Source organism: Longimicrobium terrae (assembly GCF_014202995.1).
GTDB lineage: Bacteria > Gemmatimonadota > Gemmatimonadetes > Longimicrobiales > Longimicrobiaceae > Longimicrobium > Longimicrobium terrae.
Map to the genome: position 1 here is coordinate 312,976 of NZ_JACHIA010000004.1, position 18,159 is coordinate 331,134.

Annotated in this window: 2 protein-coding genes; both read left to right on the top strand. The window is 72.8% G+C overall.

The features are described 5' to 3' along the window. Positions 1–169: 169 nt before the first annotated feature. Positions 170–6,676 carry a non-ribosomal peptide synthetase gene (locus HNQ61_RS10095; protein ID WP_170040272.1) on the top strand — a complete coding sequence of 2,169 codons (6,507 nt, stop codon included), beginning with the start codon at positions 170–172 and terminating at the stop codon, positions 6,674–6,676. Between the two features lie 2 nt (positions 6,677–6,678). Beyond that, positions 6,679–17,262 carry a non-ribosomal peptide synthetase gene (locus HNQ61_RS10100; RefSeq protein ID WP_170040271.1) on the top strand — a complete coding sequence of 3,528 codons (10,584 nt, stop codon included), beginning with the start codon at positions 6,679–6,681 and terminating at the stop codon, positions 17,260–17,262. The last annotated feature ends 897 nt before the right edge of the window (positions 17,263–18,159 follow it).

An 18,159-nucleotide genomic window follows, 5' to 3' on the forward strand; every position in this document is an offset into this window, starting at 1 on the left:
GACGCCTCTGCCCGCGGGGCGGGGCGTCCGCCGCGGCTTTGAATGACCGGGCCGGTTGACCGGGCCCGATCGCAGCAACGGACCGGACCCCGCGCGGCTCCCGGGCGTGCCCACGTGGCGCGGCCCGGCGGCGCGCGGCGGGACCCTTAACGAATATTCAGCACTGCTCATGAATTCCGATCCGACCCTGACCAACCTGACGCTGGCCGAGCGCCGCAGGCTTCTGAAAATCGCGCTGGCCCGCGACCTCGAACGCAAGGGTTCGGAGCTTCCGCCCATCGGCCGCGCGGCGCGGGAGGAGCGCATTCCGCTCTCGTTCGCGCAGCAGCGGCTGTGGTTTCTGGAGCAGCTGGGGGATCTGGGCAGCACGTACCACCTCGCCAAGCGGCTGCGCCTTCAGGGCCCGCTGAACCGGGCGGCGCTGGGGGGCGCGCTGGACGGGATCGTGGCCCGGCACGAGGTGCTGCGGACCACGTTCGCGCAGGTGGATGGCGTGCCGGAGCAGCGCATCGCCCCGGTGGAGGCGGGCGGATTCCGCCTGGAGGAGCACGACCTGAGCGGGCTTGCCGAGGCCGACGCCAGGGAGGAGTTGGGCCGGCTGACCTTCCAGGAGGCGCGCGCCCGCTTTGACCTGGAGCACGGTCCGCTGGTGCGCGGGCGGCTCGTCCGGCTGGCGGAGGACGATCACGTGCTGCTGGTGACCATGCACCACGTGGTTTCTGACGGCTGGTCCACGGGGGTGTTCTTTGGCGAGCTGTCCGCGCTGTACGCCGCGCACGCGAACGGGACGGAGGCGAACCTTCCCGAGCTGCCGGTGCAGTACGCGGACTTCGCGGCGTGGCAGCGGCGGTGGGTGGAGGGCGACGTGCTGCGGCGCCAGGCGGACTACTGGACGCAGACGCTGCGGGGCGCGCCGGAACTGCTGGAGGTTCCCGCCGACCGCGCGCGCCCGGCGGAGATCGACCACACCGGCGCGCGGGTGGACATGGCGCTGGACCCGGACCTCACGGCGGAGCTCAAGGCGCTGTCGCGGCGGCACGGGGCCACGCTGTACATGACGCTGCTGGCGGCGTGGGGCGTGGTGCTGGCCCGGCTCGCGGGGGCAGAGGACGTGGTGGTGGGCACTCCGTCGGCGGGGCGGGGACGGCCGGAGATCGAGCGGCTGATCGGCTTCTTCGTCAACACGCTGGCCGTGCGGATGGACCTGTCCGGCGCGCCGACGGTGGCGCAGTTCCTGGGCCGGGTAAAGGACCGGGTGCTGGATGCGCAGCAGCACCAGGACATCCCCTTTGAGCAGGTGGTGGAGCGGGTGGATCCGGTGCGCAGCCTGTCGCACCATCCGCTGTTCCAGGCGCTGTTCGCGTGGCAGAACACGTCCCAGGGCGACGGCGGGCCCGGCCTGCCGGGGCTGTCCGTAAAGGGGATGGGCGGGGACCGGCTGACGACGGCCAAGCTGGACCTGTCGCTGTCGATGTGGGAGTCGGAGGACCGGATCGTGGGCGGAATCACGTACGCCACGGCGCTTTTCGACCGCGAGACGGTGGAGCGGTATACCGGCTATCTGCGGCGGGTGCTGGAGCAGATGGCGGCGGATGATGGCCAGCGCGTCGATCAACTGACGCTGATGCCGGCGGAGGAGCGCGTCCGGGTTCTGGAGGAGTGGAACCAGACGGAAGCCGACTACGCGGGCCCGACGTGCATCCACACGCTGTTCGAGGCGCAGGTTGCGCGCACTCCGGACGCCGTGGCGGTGACGTTCGTGGGCGAGCATCTCACGTACGCGGAGCTGGACCAGCGCGCCAACCGCCTTGCCCACCACCTCCGCTCGCTGGGCGTGGGTCCGGAGGTGCGTGTGGGGATCTCGCTGGAGCGCGGCCCGGAGATGATGATCGGCCTGCTCGCGATCCTCAAGGCGGGCGGCGCGTACATCCCCATGGACCCGTCGTACCCGGCGGAGCGCCTGGCGTACATGCTGGAAGACAGTGCGCCCGCCGTCCTCCTGACGAACGGGCCGCCCGCCTCGCTCCCCGCCGAGCGCATCCCCGTCGTCGATCTGGCGGATACTTCGCCGTGGGCGCACCTGCCCGGCACCGCGCCGGTCGTCGCGGATCTGACGCCGGACAGCCCCTGCTACGTCATCTACACGTCAGGGTCCACCGGCCGTCCCAAGGGCGTGGTCAATCATCACCGGAGCGTGGCCAACCTGCTGGCGTGGAGCCAGCAGAGGTGGCAACTGCAGCCGGGCGAGTCGGTGCTGCAGCGGATCTCGTTCAGCTTCGACGTGTCGGTGCGCGAACTGTTCTGGCCGCTGACGGCGGGTGCCCGGATCGTGATGGCGGGGCCCGGCGGGCACGGCGATCCCGACCACGTGGTGGACCTCATCCGCCGCGAGCAGATCGGCACCGCGCACCTTCCCGGACTGCTGCGCGCCTTTGTGGAGCACCCGGAAGCCTCCTCGTGCACGTCGCTGGTGCGGGTGATGAACGGCGGCGAAGCGCTGGCGCCCTCCATCGCGCGGCGCTTCGGCGAGCTGCTTCCCGACGCGGCGCTGTATCAGATGTACGGTCCCACGGAGACGACCGTCGCCTCGTCCGGCCTGCGATGGACGCCTGAGGTGGAAGGAACCGTCGCGCCCATCGGCCAGCCGATCGGCAACACGAAGATCTACGTGCTGGACGGTCGCGGCGAGCCGGTGCCGACGGGCGTGGCGGGGGAGATCTGCATCGGCGGGGCGGGGGTGGCGCGCGGCTACCTTGACCGGCCCGAGGCGACGGCGGAGCGCTTCACAGCCGATCCGTTCTCGAAGGAGCCCGGCGCGCGTCTTTACCGCACGGGCGACGCGGGGCGTTGGCGTCCGGACGGCACGCTGGAGTTCCTGGGGCGCGGCGACGGGCAGGTAAAGGTGCGCGGCTACCGCATCGAAACCGGCGAAATCGAGACGCGGCTTACGGAACTGCCCGGCGTGCGCGCGGCCGTAGTCGTCGCGCGCGAGGATACGGGGGGCGAGAAGCGGCTGGTGGCGTACGTGGTGGGCGACGAAGTCGGGGCGGACGCGCTGCGTGCGCACCTGGCCGGGTCGCTGCCGGGCTACATGGTGCCGGCGGCGTACGTGCGGCTGGAGGAGTTCCCGCTGACGCCCAACGGCAAGGTGGACCGCAAGGCGCTTCCCGCTCCGGAGGGCGAAGCGTACGCGGCGCGCGCCTACGAGCCGCCGGCGGGCGACGTGGAAGAGATCCTGGCCGGGATCTGGGCCGAGGTGCTCGGCGTGGAGCGGGTCGGGCGCCGGGACCAGTTCTTTAACCTGGGCGGGCACTCGCTGCTCGCTGTGCAGGTGATCTCGCGCGTGCGGCAGGCGCTGGGGGTGAAGGTGGCGCTCGGCGAGCTGTTCACCCGGCCCGTGCTGGCGGAGTTCGCGCGCGGGCTGGAGACCTCTGCGCGCGCGGAGCTTCCTCCCATCGAACGCGCGGACCGCGAAGGCCGGCTTCCGCTGTCGTTCGCGCAGCAGCGGCTGTGGTTCCTGGAGCAGCTGGGCGATCTGGGCAGCACGTATCACATGCACGCGCGCCTGCGTCTGCGTGGCGAGCTGGACCGCGCGGCCATGGTGGGCGCGCTGGACGGCCTCGTCGCGCGGCACGAGGCGCTGCGGACGACGTTCGCGGAGGTGGACGGCCTTCCGGAGCAGCGCATCGCGCCCGCGGACAGCGGGTTCCATCTGCTGGAGCAGGACCTGGCCGGGCGGGCGGACGCGGAAGCCGAACTCGGCCGGCTGCTGGGCGAAGAGGCGGGCACGCGCTTCGATCTGGAGCAGGGGCCGCTCATCCGCGGGCGCCTCATCCGCGTGGCGCCGGACGACCACGTGCTGGTTCTGACGATGCACCACATCGTCAGCGACGGCTGGTCCATGGGCGTGCTCACCGGTGAGCTTTCGGCGCTGTACGCGGCGAATGTCCAGGGCCGGGATGCGGCGCTTCCCGCGCTGCCGGTGCAGTACGCGGACTACGCCGCGTGGCAGCGGCGCTGGGTGGAGGGCGACGTCCTGGGGGCGCAGGCGGACTACTGGGTGCAGACGCTGGGCGGCGCGCCGGAACTGCTGGAGCTGCCCACCGACCATCCGCGGCCGGTGCAGATGGACCCCGCGGGCGCGCGCGTGGGGGTGGAACTGGACGAGGAGCTTACGGCGGCGCTGGCGGCGCTGTCGCGGCGGCACGGCACCACGCTGTTCATGACGGTGCTGGCGGGGTGGGCCGTGGTGCTCTCCCGCCTCTCCGGGCAGGCGGACGTGGTGATCGGCACTCCGACGGCCGGGCGCGGGCGGCGGGAGATCGAGGGGCTCATCGGCTTCTTCGTCAACACGCTCGCGCTGCGGGTGGAGCTGTCCGGCGCGCCGACGGTGGCGGAACTGCTGGGCCGGGTGCAGAAGCGCGCGCTGGACGCGCAGCATCATCAGGACATCCCGTTCGAGCAGGTGGTGGAGCGGGTGGCCCCGGCGCGCAGCCTGTCGCACTCGCCGCTGTTCCAGGTGATGTTCGCGTGGCAGAACACGCCGCGCGGCGGGCTGGAACTGCCCGGGCTTACGCTGGGCCGCGTGGACGCCACGCAGGACCGCGGCGTCGCCAAGCAGGACCTGGGGCTCACGCTGGGCGAGTCGCACGGGCGCATCGTCGGCAACGTGACCTACGCCACGTCGCTGTTTGAGCGGGCGACGGTGGAACGGTGGATGGAGTACCTGCGGCGCGTTCTGGCCGAGATGGCGGCGGATGATCGCCAGCAGGTCGGGCGCCTGCCCATGCTGCCGCAGGCGGAGCGCGCGCGGGTGCTGGAAGAGTGGAACCGCACCGAGGCGGATTACGAGCGTGGGTCGCTGGCCCACGAGCTGTTCGAGGCGCAGGCCGCGCGCGTCCCGGACGTACTGGCGCTGGCGTGGGGCGGCGATCGTCTGACGTATGCGGAGCTGAACGCGCGCGCCAACCGCCTTGCGCACCACCTCCGCTCGCTGGGCGTGGGGGCGGACACGCGCGTCGCGATCTCCGTGGAGCGCGGCCCCTCCATGGTGGAGGCGCTGCTGGCCGTGCTCAAGGCGGGCGGCGCGTACGTGCCGCTCGATCCGAACTACCCGGAAGAGCGGCTGCGCTGGATGCTGGATGACAGCGCGCCCGCGCTGCTGCTGACCCGTGGCTCCCTGACGGCGCGCTTTGCGGATGCGGGCCTGCCGGTGCTGGATCTCGCGGACGATGCGGCCTGGTCCGGCGCGCCCGCGACCGATCCGGATCGGGGCGATCTGCGGCCCGAACACCCGGCGTACCTGATCTACACCTCCGGCTCCACCGGCCGCCCCAAGGGCGCTATCGTCCAGCACCGCAACGTCGCCGGCATGGTCGCGGCGCAGGAGCGGTCGCTGCCGCTGGAAGCGGACACCCGCGTGCTGCAGTTCGCCTCGTTCAGCTTCGACGGACACGTCTACGAAGTGTTCCTGGCGCTGGCGCGCGGTGCGTCGTTGCACCTGTCCGGCCAGCCGGGCCCGCTCGCGGGCGACGACCTGGTGCGCATCGTGGCGGATGCGGGGATCACGCACGCCATCCTCCCGCCGGCCGTGCTGGCCGCGCTCCCGGAGGATGAGCGGCTGCCGTCCATCCGCACGCTGATCGTGTCCGGCGACGCACCGCCCGCGGAGCTGATGGCGCGCTGGTCGGCCGGACGGCGGCTGATCAACGGCTACGGGCCGACGGAGGCGACGGTCTGCACCACGCTGCACGACTACGTGCCCGGTGGATCCGCCGTCCCGCCGATCGGGCGGCCGGTGGCCAACGTGCGCGTCTACCTGCTGGACGCGGCGGGCGGGCCGGTGCCGCTGGGCACCGCGGGCGAACTGTACATCGGCGGGGCGACGGTGGGGCGCGGCTACTGGCGCCGCGCCGCGCTGACGGCCGAGCGCTTTGTCCCCGATCCGTTCGGCGCGGAGCCGGGCGCGCGTCTCTATCGCACGGGCGACCTGGCGCGGTGGAACGCGGAGGGCGAACTGGAGTTCGCGGGCCGCGTGGACGCGCAGGTGAAGGTGCGCAGCTTCCGCGTGGAGTTGGGCGAGATCGAGACGCGGCTGCTGGAGCACCCGGCCGTGCGCGAGGCCGTGGTACTGGTGCGCGAGGACACGCCGGGCGACAAGCGGCTGGTGGCGTACGTCGTGGGCGACGAGGCGGCCGCGGCGGACGTGCTGCGGGCGCACGTGAGCAGCGCGCTGCCGGACTACATGGTGCCGGCGGCGTACGTGCGGCTGGAGCGGTTTCCCATCACCCCCAACGGCAAGGTGGACCGCCGCGCGCTCCCCGCGCCGGAAGGCGACGCGTTTGCCGCGCGGGAGTACGAGGCGCCGGTGGGAGAGGTGGAAACGGCGCTGGCGGAGGTGTGGGCCGAGGTGCTGGGGCTGGAGCGCGTGGGCCGCAACGACGGCTTCTTTGAGCTGGGCGGGCACTCGCTGCTGGCCGTCACGCTCATTGCGCGCATGCGCAAGCGGGAGCTGCACGCCGACGTGCGCGCCCTGTTCACCGCGCCCACCCTGGCGGAGTTCGCCGCGGCCATCGGGAGCGCGCCCGGTGAGGCGCTGGTTCCGGAGAACCTGATTCCCGAGCCCGTGATATCCGCGGCCGGTCCTGACGACGAAGACGTAGAGGTGTTCCTGTGACGATGGCGGCTCCCATGACGCTGGACGCGGTATTCGCCCGGATCAGCGCCGCCGGCATCCGGCTCCGCAACCGCGGGGGCGAGCTGGGCGTGGCGGGGAACCGCGAACGGTTGGATCCCGAGCTGCTGGCCGCCCTGCGCGAGCACAAGGCGGAGCTCCTGGAGCGGATGGAGGACGGCGGCGACTGGTGGACGCCGCCGCTCATCCGCCCGGAAATGCTGCCGCTGGTGTCGCTCACGCAGGCGGAGATCGACGGCATCGTGGCCACCGTGCCCGGCGGCGCAGCCAACGTGCAGGACATCTATCCGCTGGCCCCGCTGCAGGAAGGCTTTCTCTTCCACCACCTGGCCACCACGGAAGGCGATCCGTACCTGCTGGGCACCATCAGCCGCTTCGCCACGCGGGAGATGCTGGATGCGTACGTGCAGGCGTTCGGCGCCGTCATCGCGCGGCACGACATCCTGCGCACCGCGATCGTGTGGGAGAACGTGCCCGAGCCGGTGCAGGTGGTGTGGCGCAGGGCCCCGCTTCCCGTGGAGGAGGTGGAGATCGATCCGGCGCAGGGCGACGTGGCCGCGCAGCTGTACGGGCGCTTTGACCCGCGCCGCCACCGGATCGACGTGCGCCAGGCCCCGCTGCTGCGCTGCCACGTGGCGCGCGAGGCGGATGGCGAGAGCTGGGTGCTCCTCCTTCTGCTGCACCACCTGGCCGGTGACCACACCACCATCACCGTGCTGAAGGAGGAGATCGAGGCGCATCTCACCGGCCGCGAAAGCGCTCTCCCCCGGCCTGTGCCGTTCCGCAACCTGGTGGCGCAGGTGCGGCTGGGCGTGAGCCAGGAGGAGCACCAGGCGTTCTTTACCGAGATGCTGGGCGACGTGGACGAACCCACGGCGCCGTTCGGGCTGCTGGATGCGCGCGGCGACGGCTCCGGGATCGAGCAGGGGCGGCTGGAGGTGGACGAGGCGCTCGGGGCGCGGCTGCGCGAGCGGGCGCGGGCGCTGGGGGTGAGCGCGGCCACGCTGTGCCACCTGGCCTGGGGACAGGTGCTGGCGCGGGCGTCTGGGCGCGACGACGTCGTCTTCGGCACCGTGCTGTTCGGGCGGATGCAGGGCGGCGAAGGCGCGGAGCGGGTGATGGGCCCGTTCCTCAACACCCTCCCCATCCGCGTTCGGCTGGGCGACGTGGGGGCCGAGGCGGGCGTGCGGCAGACGCACGCCGTGCTGGCGGGGCTGATGCGCCACGAGCACGCCTCGCTGGTGCTGGCGCAGCGGTGCAGCGCGGTGGACGCGTCCGCCCCGCTCTTCACCTCCATGCTCAACTACCGCTACAGCAAGCGCAGGACGCCCGTGGGTGCGGCGCCCGCGCCCGGCGGCAGGACGAGCCAGGCCGGCGAGCGCACCACCTACCCGCTGACGATCTCGGTGGACGACCTGGGCGACGGCTTCGCGCTTACCGTCCTCGCGCCGGTGACCGTGCAGCCGCTGCGGGTGTGCTGGATGATGCACACCGCGCTGGAGTCGCTGGTGTCGGCGCTGGAAACCGCCCCCGGCGCCGCTCTCGGCCGTCTGGACGTGCTTTCCCGCGAGGAGCGCGCGAAGGTCGTCGACGAGTGGAACCGGACGGACGCGGCGCTTCCCCCCGAGTGGTCCATCCACGGCCTGTTCGAGGCACAGGCCGCGCGCACGCCCGACGCTCCGGCCGTGATCTTCGCGGGGCAGCAGCTCACGTTCGCGGAACTGGACCGCCGCGCCAATCAGCTTGCCCACCATCTCCGCGGGCTGGACATCGGCGCGGAGGACCGCGTGGCGCTGTGCATGGAGCGCAGCCTTGACCTGCTCCCCGCCTTCTTCGGCATCATGAAGGCGGGCGCGGCGTACGTTCCGCTGGAGCCCACGCACCCCGCCGACCGGCTGGCCTACACGCTGGAAGACAGCGGCGCGCGGATGCTGCTCACCCAGTCGTGGCTGGCGGACGGGCTTCCCGAGGCGCGGCCCGAGACGCTGTTCGTGGATCAGATGGCGGAGACGCTCGCGGCTGAGCCCGCCGAGCGGCCGGAGAGCGGCGCCGGGCCGGAAAGCCTGGCGTACGTCTACTATACCTCCGGCTCCACGGGGCGCCCCAAGGGCGTGCTGATGCACCACATCGGACCCGTCAACTACTTCGCGTGGGCGCGCGAGGAGTACCTGTCCAACGGCGGGAGCGGCGCGCCCGTGTTCTCGTCCATGTCGGTGGACCTGACGCTGGCCAACTTCGTCCCGCTTTTCGCCGGACAACCGATCGAGCTGCTGCCGGAAGGCCCCGGAGTAGAGGCGCTGGCGGAGGTGATCCGCAGGCGGCCGGGGTACGCGATGATCAAGATCACCCCCACGCACCTGTCGCTGCTGAACCAGGTGCTCTCGCCGGAAGACGCGGCGGGGAGCGGGGCCACGCTGGTGATCGGCGCCGACAATCTGCTGGCGGAGCCGACGCTGTTCTGGCGCGAGCATGCGCCCGGCGTGCGGCTGCTGAACGAGTACGGGCCCACGGAGACGGTGGTCGGGTGCTCGCTCTACGAACTCCCCGTCGGGCGGCACACGGAGGGGCGAATCCCCTTCGGCAAGCCGATCCAGAACCTGACGCACTACGTGCTGGACGCACGGATGCAGCCGGTGGGCGTGGGCGTGGCGGGCGAGCTGTACATCGGCGGGATCGGCGTGGCGCGCGGGTACCTGGGGCGGCCGCAGCTGACGGCGGAGAAGTTCGTTCCGGACCCGTTCGCGGGGGAGCCGGGCGCGCGCTTCTATCGCACGGGCGACCGGGTGCGCTGGCTGGCGGACGGCAACCTGGAGTTCCTGGGGCGCATCGATTTCCAGGTGAAGGTGCGGGGCTACCGCATCGAACTTGGGGAGATTGAGGAGCGGCTGCGGGAGCACCCGGGCGTGCGGCACGCGGCGGTGCTCATCCGCGAAGACACGCCGGGCGACACGCGCATCGTGGCGTACTGGGTGGGCCAGGGCGCGGACGTGGAAAGCCTGCGCGCGCACCTGGGCGAGCGGCTGCCGGCGTACATGGTGCCCTCGGCGTACGTCAGGCTGGATGAACTGCCGCTGGGCCGCACCGGCAAGCTGGACCGCAAGGCACTCCCGGTTCCGGAGGGCGACGCCTTTGCGCGGCACGGCTACGAAGCCCCGGTCGGGCCGGCGGAAGAAGCGCTCGCGGAGATCTGGGCCGAGGTGCTGGGCGTGGAGCGGGTGGGGCGCTGGGACCACTTCTTTGAGCTCGGCGGGCACTCGCTGCTGGCCGTGCGGGTGATTTCGCGCGTGCGGCAGGCGCTGGGAGTGGAGATCGCGCTGGGCGAGGTCTTCGCCCGCCCGGTGCTGAGCGACTTTGCGCGCGAAGCGGGGACGGCGTCGCGGGCGGAGCTGCCGCCGGTGGAGCGCGCCTCCCGCGAGGGCCCCATCCCGCTGTCGTTTGCGCAGCAGCGGCTGTGGTTCCTGGAGCAGCTGGGCAACCTGGGCAGCACCTACCACGTGCGCATGCGCCGGCGCCTGTCGGGCGAGCTGGACCGCGAGGCGCTGGTGCGCGCGCTGGACCGCATCGTCGCCCGGCACGAGGCGCTGCGGACGACCTTTGCGCAGGTGAACGGCGTTCCGGAGCAGCGCATCGCCCCGGCGGACAGCGGCTTCCGCCTGGTGCAGCACGATCTGGAGGGGCGCGAGGACGCGGAACTCCGCCAACTGCTGGCGGACGAGTCCGCGGAGCCGTTCGATCTGCAGCGGGGACCGCTCATCCGCGGCCGCCTCATCCGCCTCGCCGCGGACGATCACCTGCTGCTGATCACGATGCACCACATCGTCAGCGACGGCTGGTCCAGCGGCGTGCTTACGCGTGAACTGGATGCGCTGTACGCGGCGTTCCGCGCCGGGGAGCCGGACCCGCTTCCCGAACTGGAGATCCAGTACGCGGACTACGCGGTGTGGCAGCGCACGTGGGTGGCGGGCGAGGCCCTGCAGGCGCAGGCGGACTACTGGACGCGCACGCTGGCGGGCGCCCCGGAGCTGCTGGAGCTGCCCGCGGACCATCCCCGGCCGGCGCGGGTGGACCCCGCCGGCGCGCAGTTCGGCATCCAGCTGGACGGCACGCTGACGGCGGGGCTGCGGGCGCTGGCCCAGCGGCACGGCACCACGCCGTTCATGGTGGTTCTGGCGGGATGGGCGGCCGTGCTGGCCCGTCTTTCCGGCCAGGACGACGTGGTGATCGGCACGCCGACGGCCAACCGCGGACGGCGCGAGATCGAAGGGCTGATCGGCTTTTTCGTCAATACGCTGGCGCTGCGGATGGACCTGTCCGGCGCGCCCACGGTGGCGGAACTGCTGGGCCGCGTAAAGGAGCGGACGCTGGAGGCGCAGCAGCACCAGGACATTCCCTTTGAGCAGGTGGTGGAGCGGGTGGACCCGGTCCGCAGCCTGTCGCACACGCCGCTCTTTCAGGTGCTGTTCGCCTGGCAGAACGCGCCCGCGGACGGCTCCGGGCTTTCCGGGCCGGCGCTGGCCCCCGCGGCTCCCTCAGCCTTTGCCGCGGACACCACGGCCAAGTTCGACCTTTCCCTCAGCTTCATCGAGTGGGACGGGTGGATCACGGGCGGCGTGGAGTACGCCACCTCGCTCTTTGAGCGGGCGACGGTGGAGCGCTGGCTGGGCTACCTGCAGCGCGTGCTGGGCGAGATGGTGGCGGATGAGAACCGGCCCGTCACGCGGCTGGCGCTCATGGCGGGCGACGAGCGCGCGCGGGTGCTGGAGGAGTGGAACCGCACGGAGGCGGACTTCCCCGCCGGGTCGTGCGTCCACGCGCTCTTTGAGCGGCAGGCGGCGCGCACGCCGGACGCGGCGGCCGTGGTTTCTGGTGATGAACAGCTCACCTACGCGGAGCTGAACGCACGGGCCAACCGGCTGGCGCACCACCTCCGCACGCTGGGCGTGGGTCCCGACGTGCGCGTGGCGCTGGTGATGACGCGCTCCGCGGAACTGGTGCAGGCGGAGCTGGCTGTGCTCAAGGCCGGCGGAACGTACGTGCCGCTGGACCCCGAGTACCCCGATGAGCGGCTGCGCGAGATGCTGGAGGACAGCGCCCCGGCCGCGCTGCTGACCACGCGCGCGCTGGCGGAGCGCTTCGCCGGGCTGAACGTGCCGGTGCTGGCGGTGGACGCGGACGCGCCGGCGTGGGCCTCCGGTCCGTCCACCAACCCGGCGGTGGATGGACTTACGTCGCGCCACCTGGCGTACGTGATGTACACGTCGGGCTCCACCGGCCGGCCCAAGGGGGTGATGGTGGCGCACCAGTCCATCGGGCGGCTGGTGGTGAACAACGGATATGCGGAGTTCGGCCCGGACGACCGCGTGGCCTTTGCCGCCAACCCGGCTTTCGACGCGTCCACCCTGGAAGTGTGGGCGCCGCTGGTGAACGGCGGGTGCATCGTCGTCATCGATCAGGACACGCTGCTGGAGCCGAGCCGCTTTGCCTTGGCGCTGCGGACGCACGAGGTCAGCGTCCTGTGGCTCACGGTGGGCCTGTTCAACCAGTACGCGGAGGCGCTGCGCGACGAGTGGCGGCGGCTGCGCTGCCTGATCGTGGGCGGCGACGCGCTGGACCCGCGTGTCATTGCCGGGGTGCTGCGCGGCGGCGCGCCCGCGCACCTGCTGAACGGATACGGGCCCACGGAAACGACGACCTTCGCCGTCACGCACGAGATCCGGTCGGTGTCGGAGGGCGCGCGCGGCATTCCGCTGGGGCGTCCCATCTCCAACACCCGCGTCTACGTGCTGGACGGGGCGCTGGAGCCGGTGCCGGGGGGCGTGGCGGGCGAGCTGTGCATCGGGGGCGCGGGGCTGGCGCGCGGCTACCAGGGCCGCCCCGCGCTCACGGCGGAGCGCTTCATCCCCGATCCGTTTTCCGCGGAACCGGGTGCGCGGGTGTACCGCACCGGCGACCGCGTGCGGTGGCGGATGGACGGAACGCTGGAGTTCCTGGGGCGCACGGACCACCAGGTGAAGGTGCGCGGCTTCCGCATCGAGCCGGGCGAGATCGAGGCGCGGCTGGCGGAGCACCCGGCGGTGCGCGAGGCCGTGGTGCTGGTGCGCGAAGACGCGCCGGGCGACAAGCGGCTGGTGGCGTACGTGGCCGGCGACGAGGCGGCCGGCGCGGACGTGCTGCGCGCTCACCTGGCCGCGCGGCTGCCGGACTACATGGTTCCGGCGGCGTACGTGCGGCTGGACGCGCTTCCGCTCACCCCCAACGGCAAGGTGGACCGCCGGGCGCTTCCCGCGCCGGAGGGGGATGCGTACGCGTCCCGCGAGTACGAGGCGCCGGTGGGGGAGACGGAGACGGCGCTGGCCGGGATCTGGGCCGACGTGCTGGGCGTGGAGCGCGTGGGCCGGCACGACGGCTTCTTTGAGCTGGGCGGGCACTCGCTGCTGGCCGTTACGCTGATCGCGCGGATGCGGGCGCAGGGGCTGCACGCCGACGTGCGCACCCTGTTCACCGCGCCCACGGTGGCCGCGCTGGCGGCCGAGGTGGGCGGCGAGCACGCCGGCGTGCAGGTGCCGCCCAACGGGATTCCCGAGGGGAGCCCCGTCATCACGCCGGCGATGCTGCCGCTGGTGTCGCTGACGCAGGCGGAGATCGACGGCATCGTGGCGGACGTGCCGGGCGGCGCGGCCAACGTGCAGGACATCTATCCGCTGGCCCCGCTGCAGGAAGGCTTTCTCTTCCACCACCTGGCCACCACGGAGGGTGATCCGTACCTGCTGCTGGGCAACCCCGTCACCTTTCCCGACCGGGAGCGGCTGGACGCGTACCTGGAAGCGTTCAGCGCGGTGATGGCGCGGCACGACATCCTGCGCACCGCGATCGTGTGGGAGAACGTTCCGGAGCCGGTGCAGGTGGTGTGGCGCCACGCTCCGCTTTCCGTGGAGGAGGTGGATGCCGATCCGGCGGACGGCGACGTGGCCGGGCAGCTGTACCGCCGGCTGGACCCGCGCTGGCACCGCATGGACATCCGCCGGGCGCCGCTGATGCGGGCGTGCATCGCGCCCGGCGCGGACGGGCGCTGGCTGCTTCTGCTGCTGCGCCACCACCTCACGGTGGACCACACGGCCATCGAGGTGCTGCGCCAGGAGATCCAGGCGCAGATGCAGGGGCGGGGCGACCAGCTTCCCGCGCCGCTGCCCTTCCGCAACTTCGTGGCGCAGGCCCGGCTGGGCGTGAGCCAGGAGGAGCATCGGCAGTTCTTTACGGAGATGCTGGGCGGCGTGGACGAGCCCACGGCCCCGTTCGGGCTGCTGGACGCGCGCGGCGACGGGTCCGGCATCGACGAGGCGCGGCTGTACGTGCAGGGCGCGCTGGCGGCCCGGCTGCGGGAGCGCGCGCGTGCGCTGGGGGTGAGCGCGGCCACGCTGTGCCACGTGGCGTGGGCGCAGGTGCTGGCCCGGGTGTCGGGACGGGACGACGTGGTGTTCGGCACGGTGCTGTTCGGGCGCATGCAGGGCGGCGAGGGCTCCGAGCGGGTGATCGGCCCGTTCATGAACACGCTTCCCGTCCGCGTTCGCCTCGGCGCAGTGGGGGCGGAGGCGGCGGTGCGGCAGACGCAGGCGCTGCTGGCCGGGCTGATGCGCCACGAGCACGCCTCGCTGGCGCTGGCCCAGCGGTGCAGCGGCGTGGAGGCGCCGGCGCCGCTGTTCACCGCGCTGCTCAACTACCGCCACAGCGTGCAGGCGGCCGCGCCTCCCGCCGCGGCGGACGGGAAGGGAAGAAGCTCCGGCGAGCGCAACAACTATCCGCTGACGATGTCCGTGGACGACCTGGGCGAGGCGATGGCGCTCACCGCGCAGGTCAAGGCGCAGGTGGAGGCCGCACAGGTGTGCGCGTTGATGCACGGGGCGCTCGAGGGGCTGGTGGACGCGCTGGAGCGCGCGCCCGGGCGCGCCGTGGGCAGAATCGACGTGCTCCCGGCCGGGGAGCGCGCGCGGGTGCTGGAGGAGTGGAACCGGACGGACGCGGCGTACCCGGACGATGCGTGCATCCACGAGCTGTTCGAGGCGCGGGTGCAGGAAGCGCCGGACGCGGTGGCGGTCGCCGGCGGGAACCGCTCGCTCACCCGTGCCGAGCTGAACGCGCGGTCCAACCGCCTCGCGCATCACCTGCGGGAGATGGGCGTGGGGACGGAGTCGCGCGTGGCCGTCTGCGTGGAGCGCGGGGTGGAGATGGTGGTCGCCGTCCTCGCCGTCCTCAAGGCGGGCGGCGCGTACGTGCCGATGGACCCCGATCACCCGGAAGACCGGCTCCGCTACGTGCTGCGGGACAGCGCCCCCGCGGTGCTGCTGACGCAGGCGTCGCTGGCGGCGCTCTTCACGGGCGCCGGTCCCACGGTGGTGGCGATGGACGCGGATGCGGCCGACTGGGCGGACCGGCCGGCCACCGACCCGGCGCGCGCCGGGGTGACGGCGGACCACCTGGCGTACGTCATCTACACCTCCGGCTCCACCGGGCGGCCCAAGGGGGTGATGAACCTGCACCGCGGCGTCGTCAACCTTCTCTGGTCCATGGGGACGATGGTGGGAATGGGGCCGGACGACCGGCTTCTTTCCGTCACCACGCTGTCGTTCGACATCTCGGCGCTGGAGCTGTTCCTTCCGCTGGTCACCGGCGCGCGGGTGGAGGTGGTGGCGCGCGCGGCGGCGGCGGATCCCGTCCTGCTGCGGCAGGCCATCGCCGCGTCCGGCGCCACGGTGATGCAGGCCACGCCCGCGACGTGGCGGCTGCTGCTGGAAGGCGGCTGGACGGGCCAGCCGGGGCTGCGTGCCCTCTGCGGCGGCGAGGCGCTTCCGGCCGACCTGGCCGGGCGCCTGCGCGACCGCGTGGGTGCGCTGTGGAACGTGTACGGCCCCACGGAAACCACGATCTGGTCGTCCGCGCAGCGGGTGGGCGCGGCGGCCGGGGCGCGGCCGCAGGTGCCCATCGGCGCCCCCGTGGCCAACACGCGGATGTACGTGCTGGACGGGCGCGGCGACCCGGCGCCCGCCGGCGTGGCGGGGGAAATCTGCATCGGCGGGACGGGGGTGGCGCGCGGCTACCTGGGCCGCCCCGGACTGACGGCGGAGCGCTTCGTTCCCGATCCCGTCGGACAGCCGGGGGCGCGGATGTACCGCACGGGCGACCTGGGGCGGTGGCTGGCGGACGGGACGCTGGAGTACCTGGGGCGCAACGACTTCCAGGTGAAGGTGCGCGGCTTCCGCATTGAACTGGGCGAGATCGAGGCGCGCCTGGCGGAGCACCCGGGCGTGCGCGAAGCCGTGGTCATGGCCCGCGAAGACACGCCGGGCGACACGCGGCTGGTGGCGTACGTTTCCGGCGACGAGAGCGCCGGCGCGGACGCGCTGCGTGCCTACGCGGGGGAGACGCTCCCCTCGTACATGGTGCCGGGGGTGTACGTGCGGATGGATCGCTGGCCGCTCACGGCCAACGGCAAGCTGGACCGCAAGGCGCTGCCGGCCCCCGAGGGCGGGGCACTGGGCGCCCACGCGTACGAGGCGCCCGTGGGCGAGGCGGAGCAGGCGCTGGCCGCGATCTGGGCGGAGGTGCTGGGCGTGGAGCGGGTGGGCCGCTGGGACAACTTCTTTGCGCTGGGCGGGCACTCGCTGCTGGCCGTGCGGGTGATCGGGCGGATGCGGCAGGCGCTGGGGGTGGAGCTTCCCCTGACGCACGTATTCTCCCATCCCACGGTGGAATCGCTGGCGGCGCGCATCGCCGCGCCGGAGGCCGCCGATCCGGCGGACCGGGCCATTGCCGTCCGCGCGGCGGGTTCGGAGCGCCCGCTCTTCTTGGCGTACACGGCCGCCGGGGCCACCGCCTACGCGCAGGTGCTGCATCCGCACATCCACCCGGACGTGCCGGTGTACGCGCTTCCGGCGCCGGCCTTTTCCGATGGGCAGCCGCGGACGGTGGAGCAGATGGCGGCGCGCCTGGTGCGGATGATCCGCGAGGTGCAGCCCGCCGGGCCGTACCGCGTCGGGGGATGGTCGTTCGGCGGCGTGCTGGCGTACGAGACCGCCGCGCAGCTCATCGCCCAGAACGAGACGGTGGAGTTCGTGGGGATGCTGGATACGTACGCCCCGGAGTACTTCCGCCTCATGCACGCGGCGGAGGCGGAGGCGGACGGTCTGAGCGAGGCGGACGGGTCCGCCGATGGGGCGGAGGATGCGGATCTGGAGGCGCAGGTGGACCGGCTGCGGGCGGAGGGCAGGCTTCCCGCTCACGTGACGGCCGCGCACTTCCGGGAGACGCGCAAGCGCGGGCGCCTGAACGAGGAGGCGGTGCGGGGCTATCATCCCCGGCCGCTCCCCGTGGCCGTTGACCTCTTTCCCGCGCAGGAGGGGTTGATGGATGACCCGTCGCGCGGCTGGCGGGACCTGCTCCCCGATGGATCGCTCCGGCTGACGACCGTGCCGGGAACGCACTCGTCCATGATGGGCGCGCCCAACGCGGCCGTGCTGGGCGAGGCGCTGACCCGGATTCTGCGGGCGGCGGCGGAGACCGGCACCCCGGCGTAACGGCGTGATGACGTGACGGCGGTGCGGTGGAGGTGAACGGCGGATTCGCTGGCGTCTCCCCCGGGAGACCGGCTCCGGGTTCGGTTCCGGAGTGAGGATCAGGACAAAGGGCCGGACCCCGTGGCGGGGTCCGGCCCTTTGTCGTGTGGTCCAACATCGGATGTCCGACGATCCGCTGAACCGCTGAACCGACGAGTGCAGCTTGTTGCGGAAAGCCTTGTTCGGCGGCAGGCCGGGAGGCCCCTCCCCCCCGCCCCTCCCCGTGCAAAACTGCCGCACGGAGAGGGGGAGAACTCACACGGGGCGCGAGGCTTCCGTGCGGGGGAAGCTTCGCCCGTGTTCGCGGGGCGTCGTCCATCCCGGGCTCGCGATTCCGTGGGTTCGGGGCGAGCGCGGGCGGGATGACGGCGCACGGCGCGAACGCCGGCTCCGGCACATCATCCACCTGATCGCGATCCCTGAAAGACGGCGCTTCTACCGCTCATTATACGCCACGTATATGCACTTCGGAATTCCGCGCAGGTGCAGGCTCCGCCTCGTTTCAGGCGCTCGGGCTGCCCGGCGGGGGACGCGGAGGGCAGGCGGCATCTGGCGCGTGCGGAGAAGGTCCGGCGCGCGCGGGGGGACCGGGGAGCCGCGCGGGCTCTGGCCCCGCGCGCCGCGGGGGACGGTTGAAGTAATGTTATCCGCCAGTTATACTTGGGCTTCCATCCACCCACTCCTCCAGGGTGGCCCCCTCTTCCGGTTGCGCGGCCGACGGTGCACTCCCCTGTGCGCCGAGGCAGGCGAACGCACGAGCAGGACGGCTGCCACGACTGCCGCGCCACCCGCGGGGACCGGCGCAGCGGGGGAAACAGGCGGCGCGAACGACGGAAACGCGCGCGCCCCGGCCGCTGA

Coding starts and splice junctions, on each gene's coding strand:
- HNQ61_RS10095 (WP_170040272.1), top strand. CDS start 170: ATGAATTCCGATCCGACCCTGACCAACCTGACGCTGGCCGAGCGCCGC.
- HNQ61_RS10100 (WP_170040271.1), top strand. CDS start 6,679: ATGGCGGCTCCCATGACGCTGGACGCGGTATTCGCCCGGATCAGCGCC.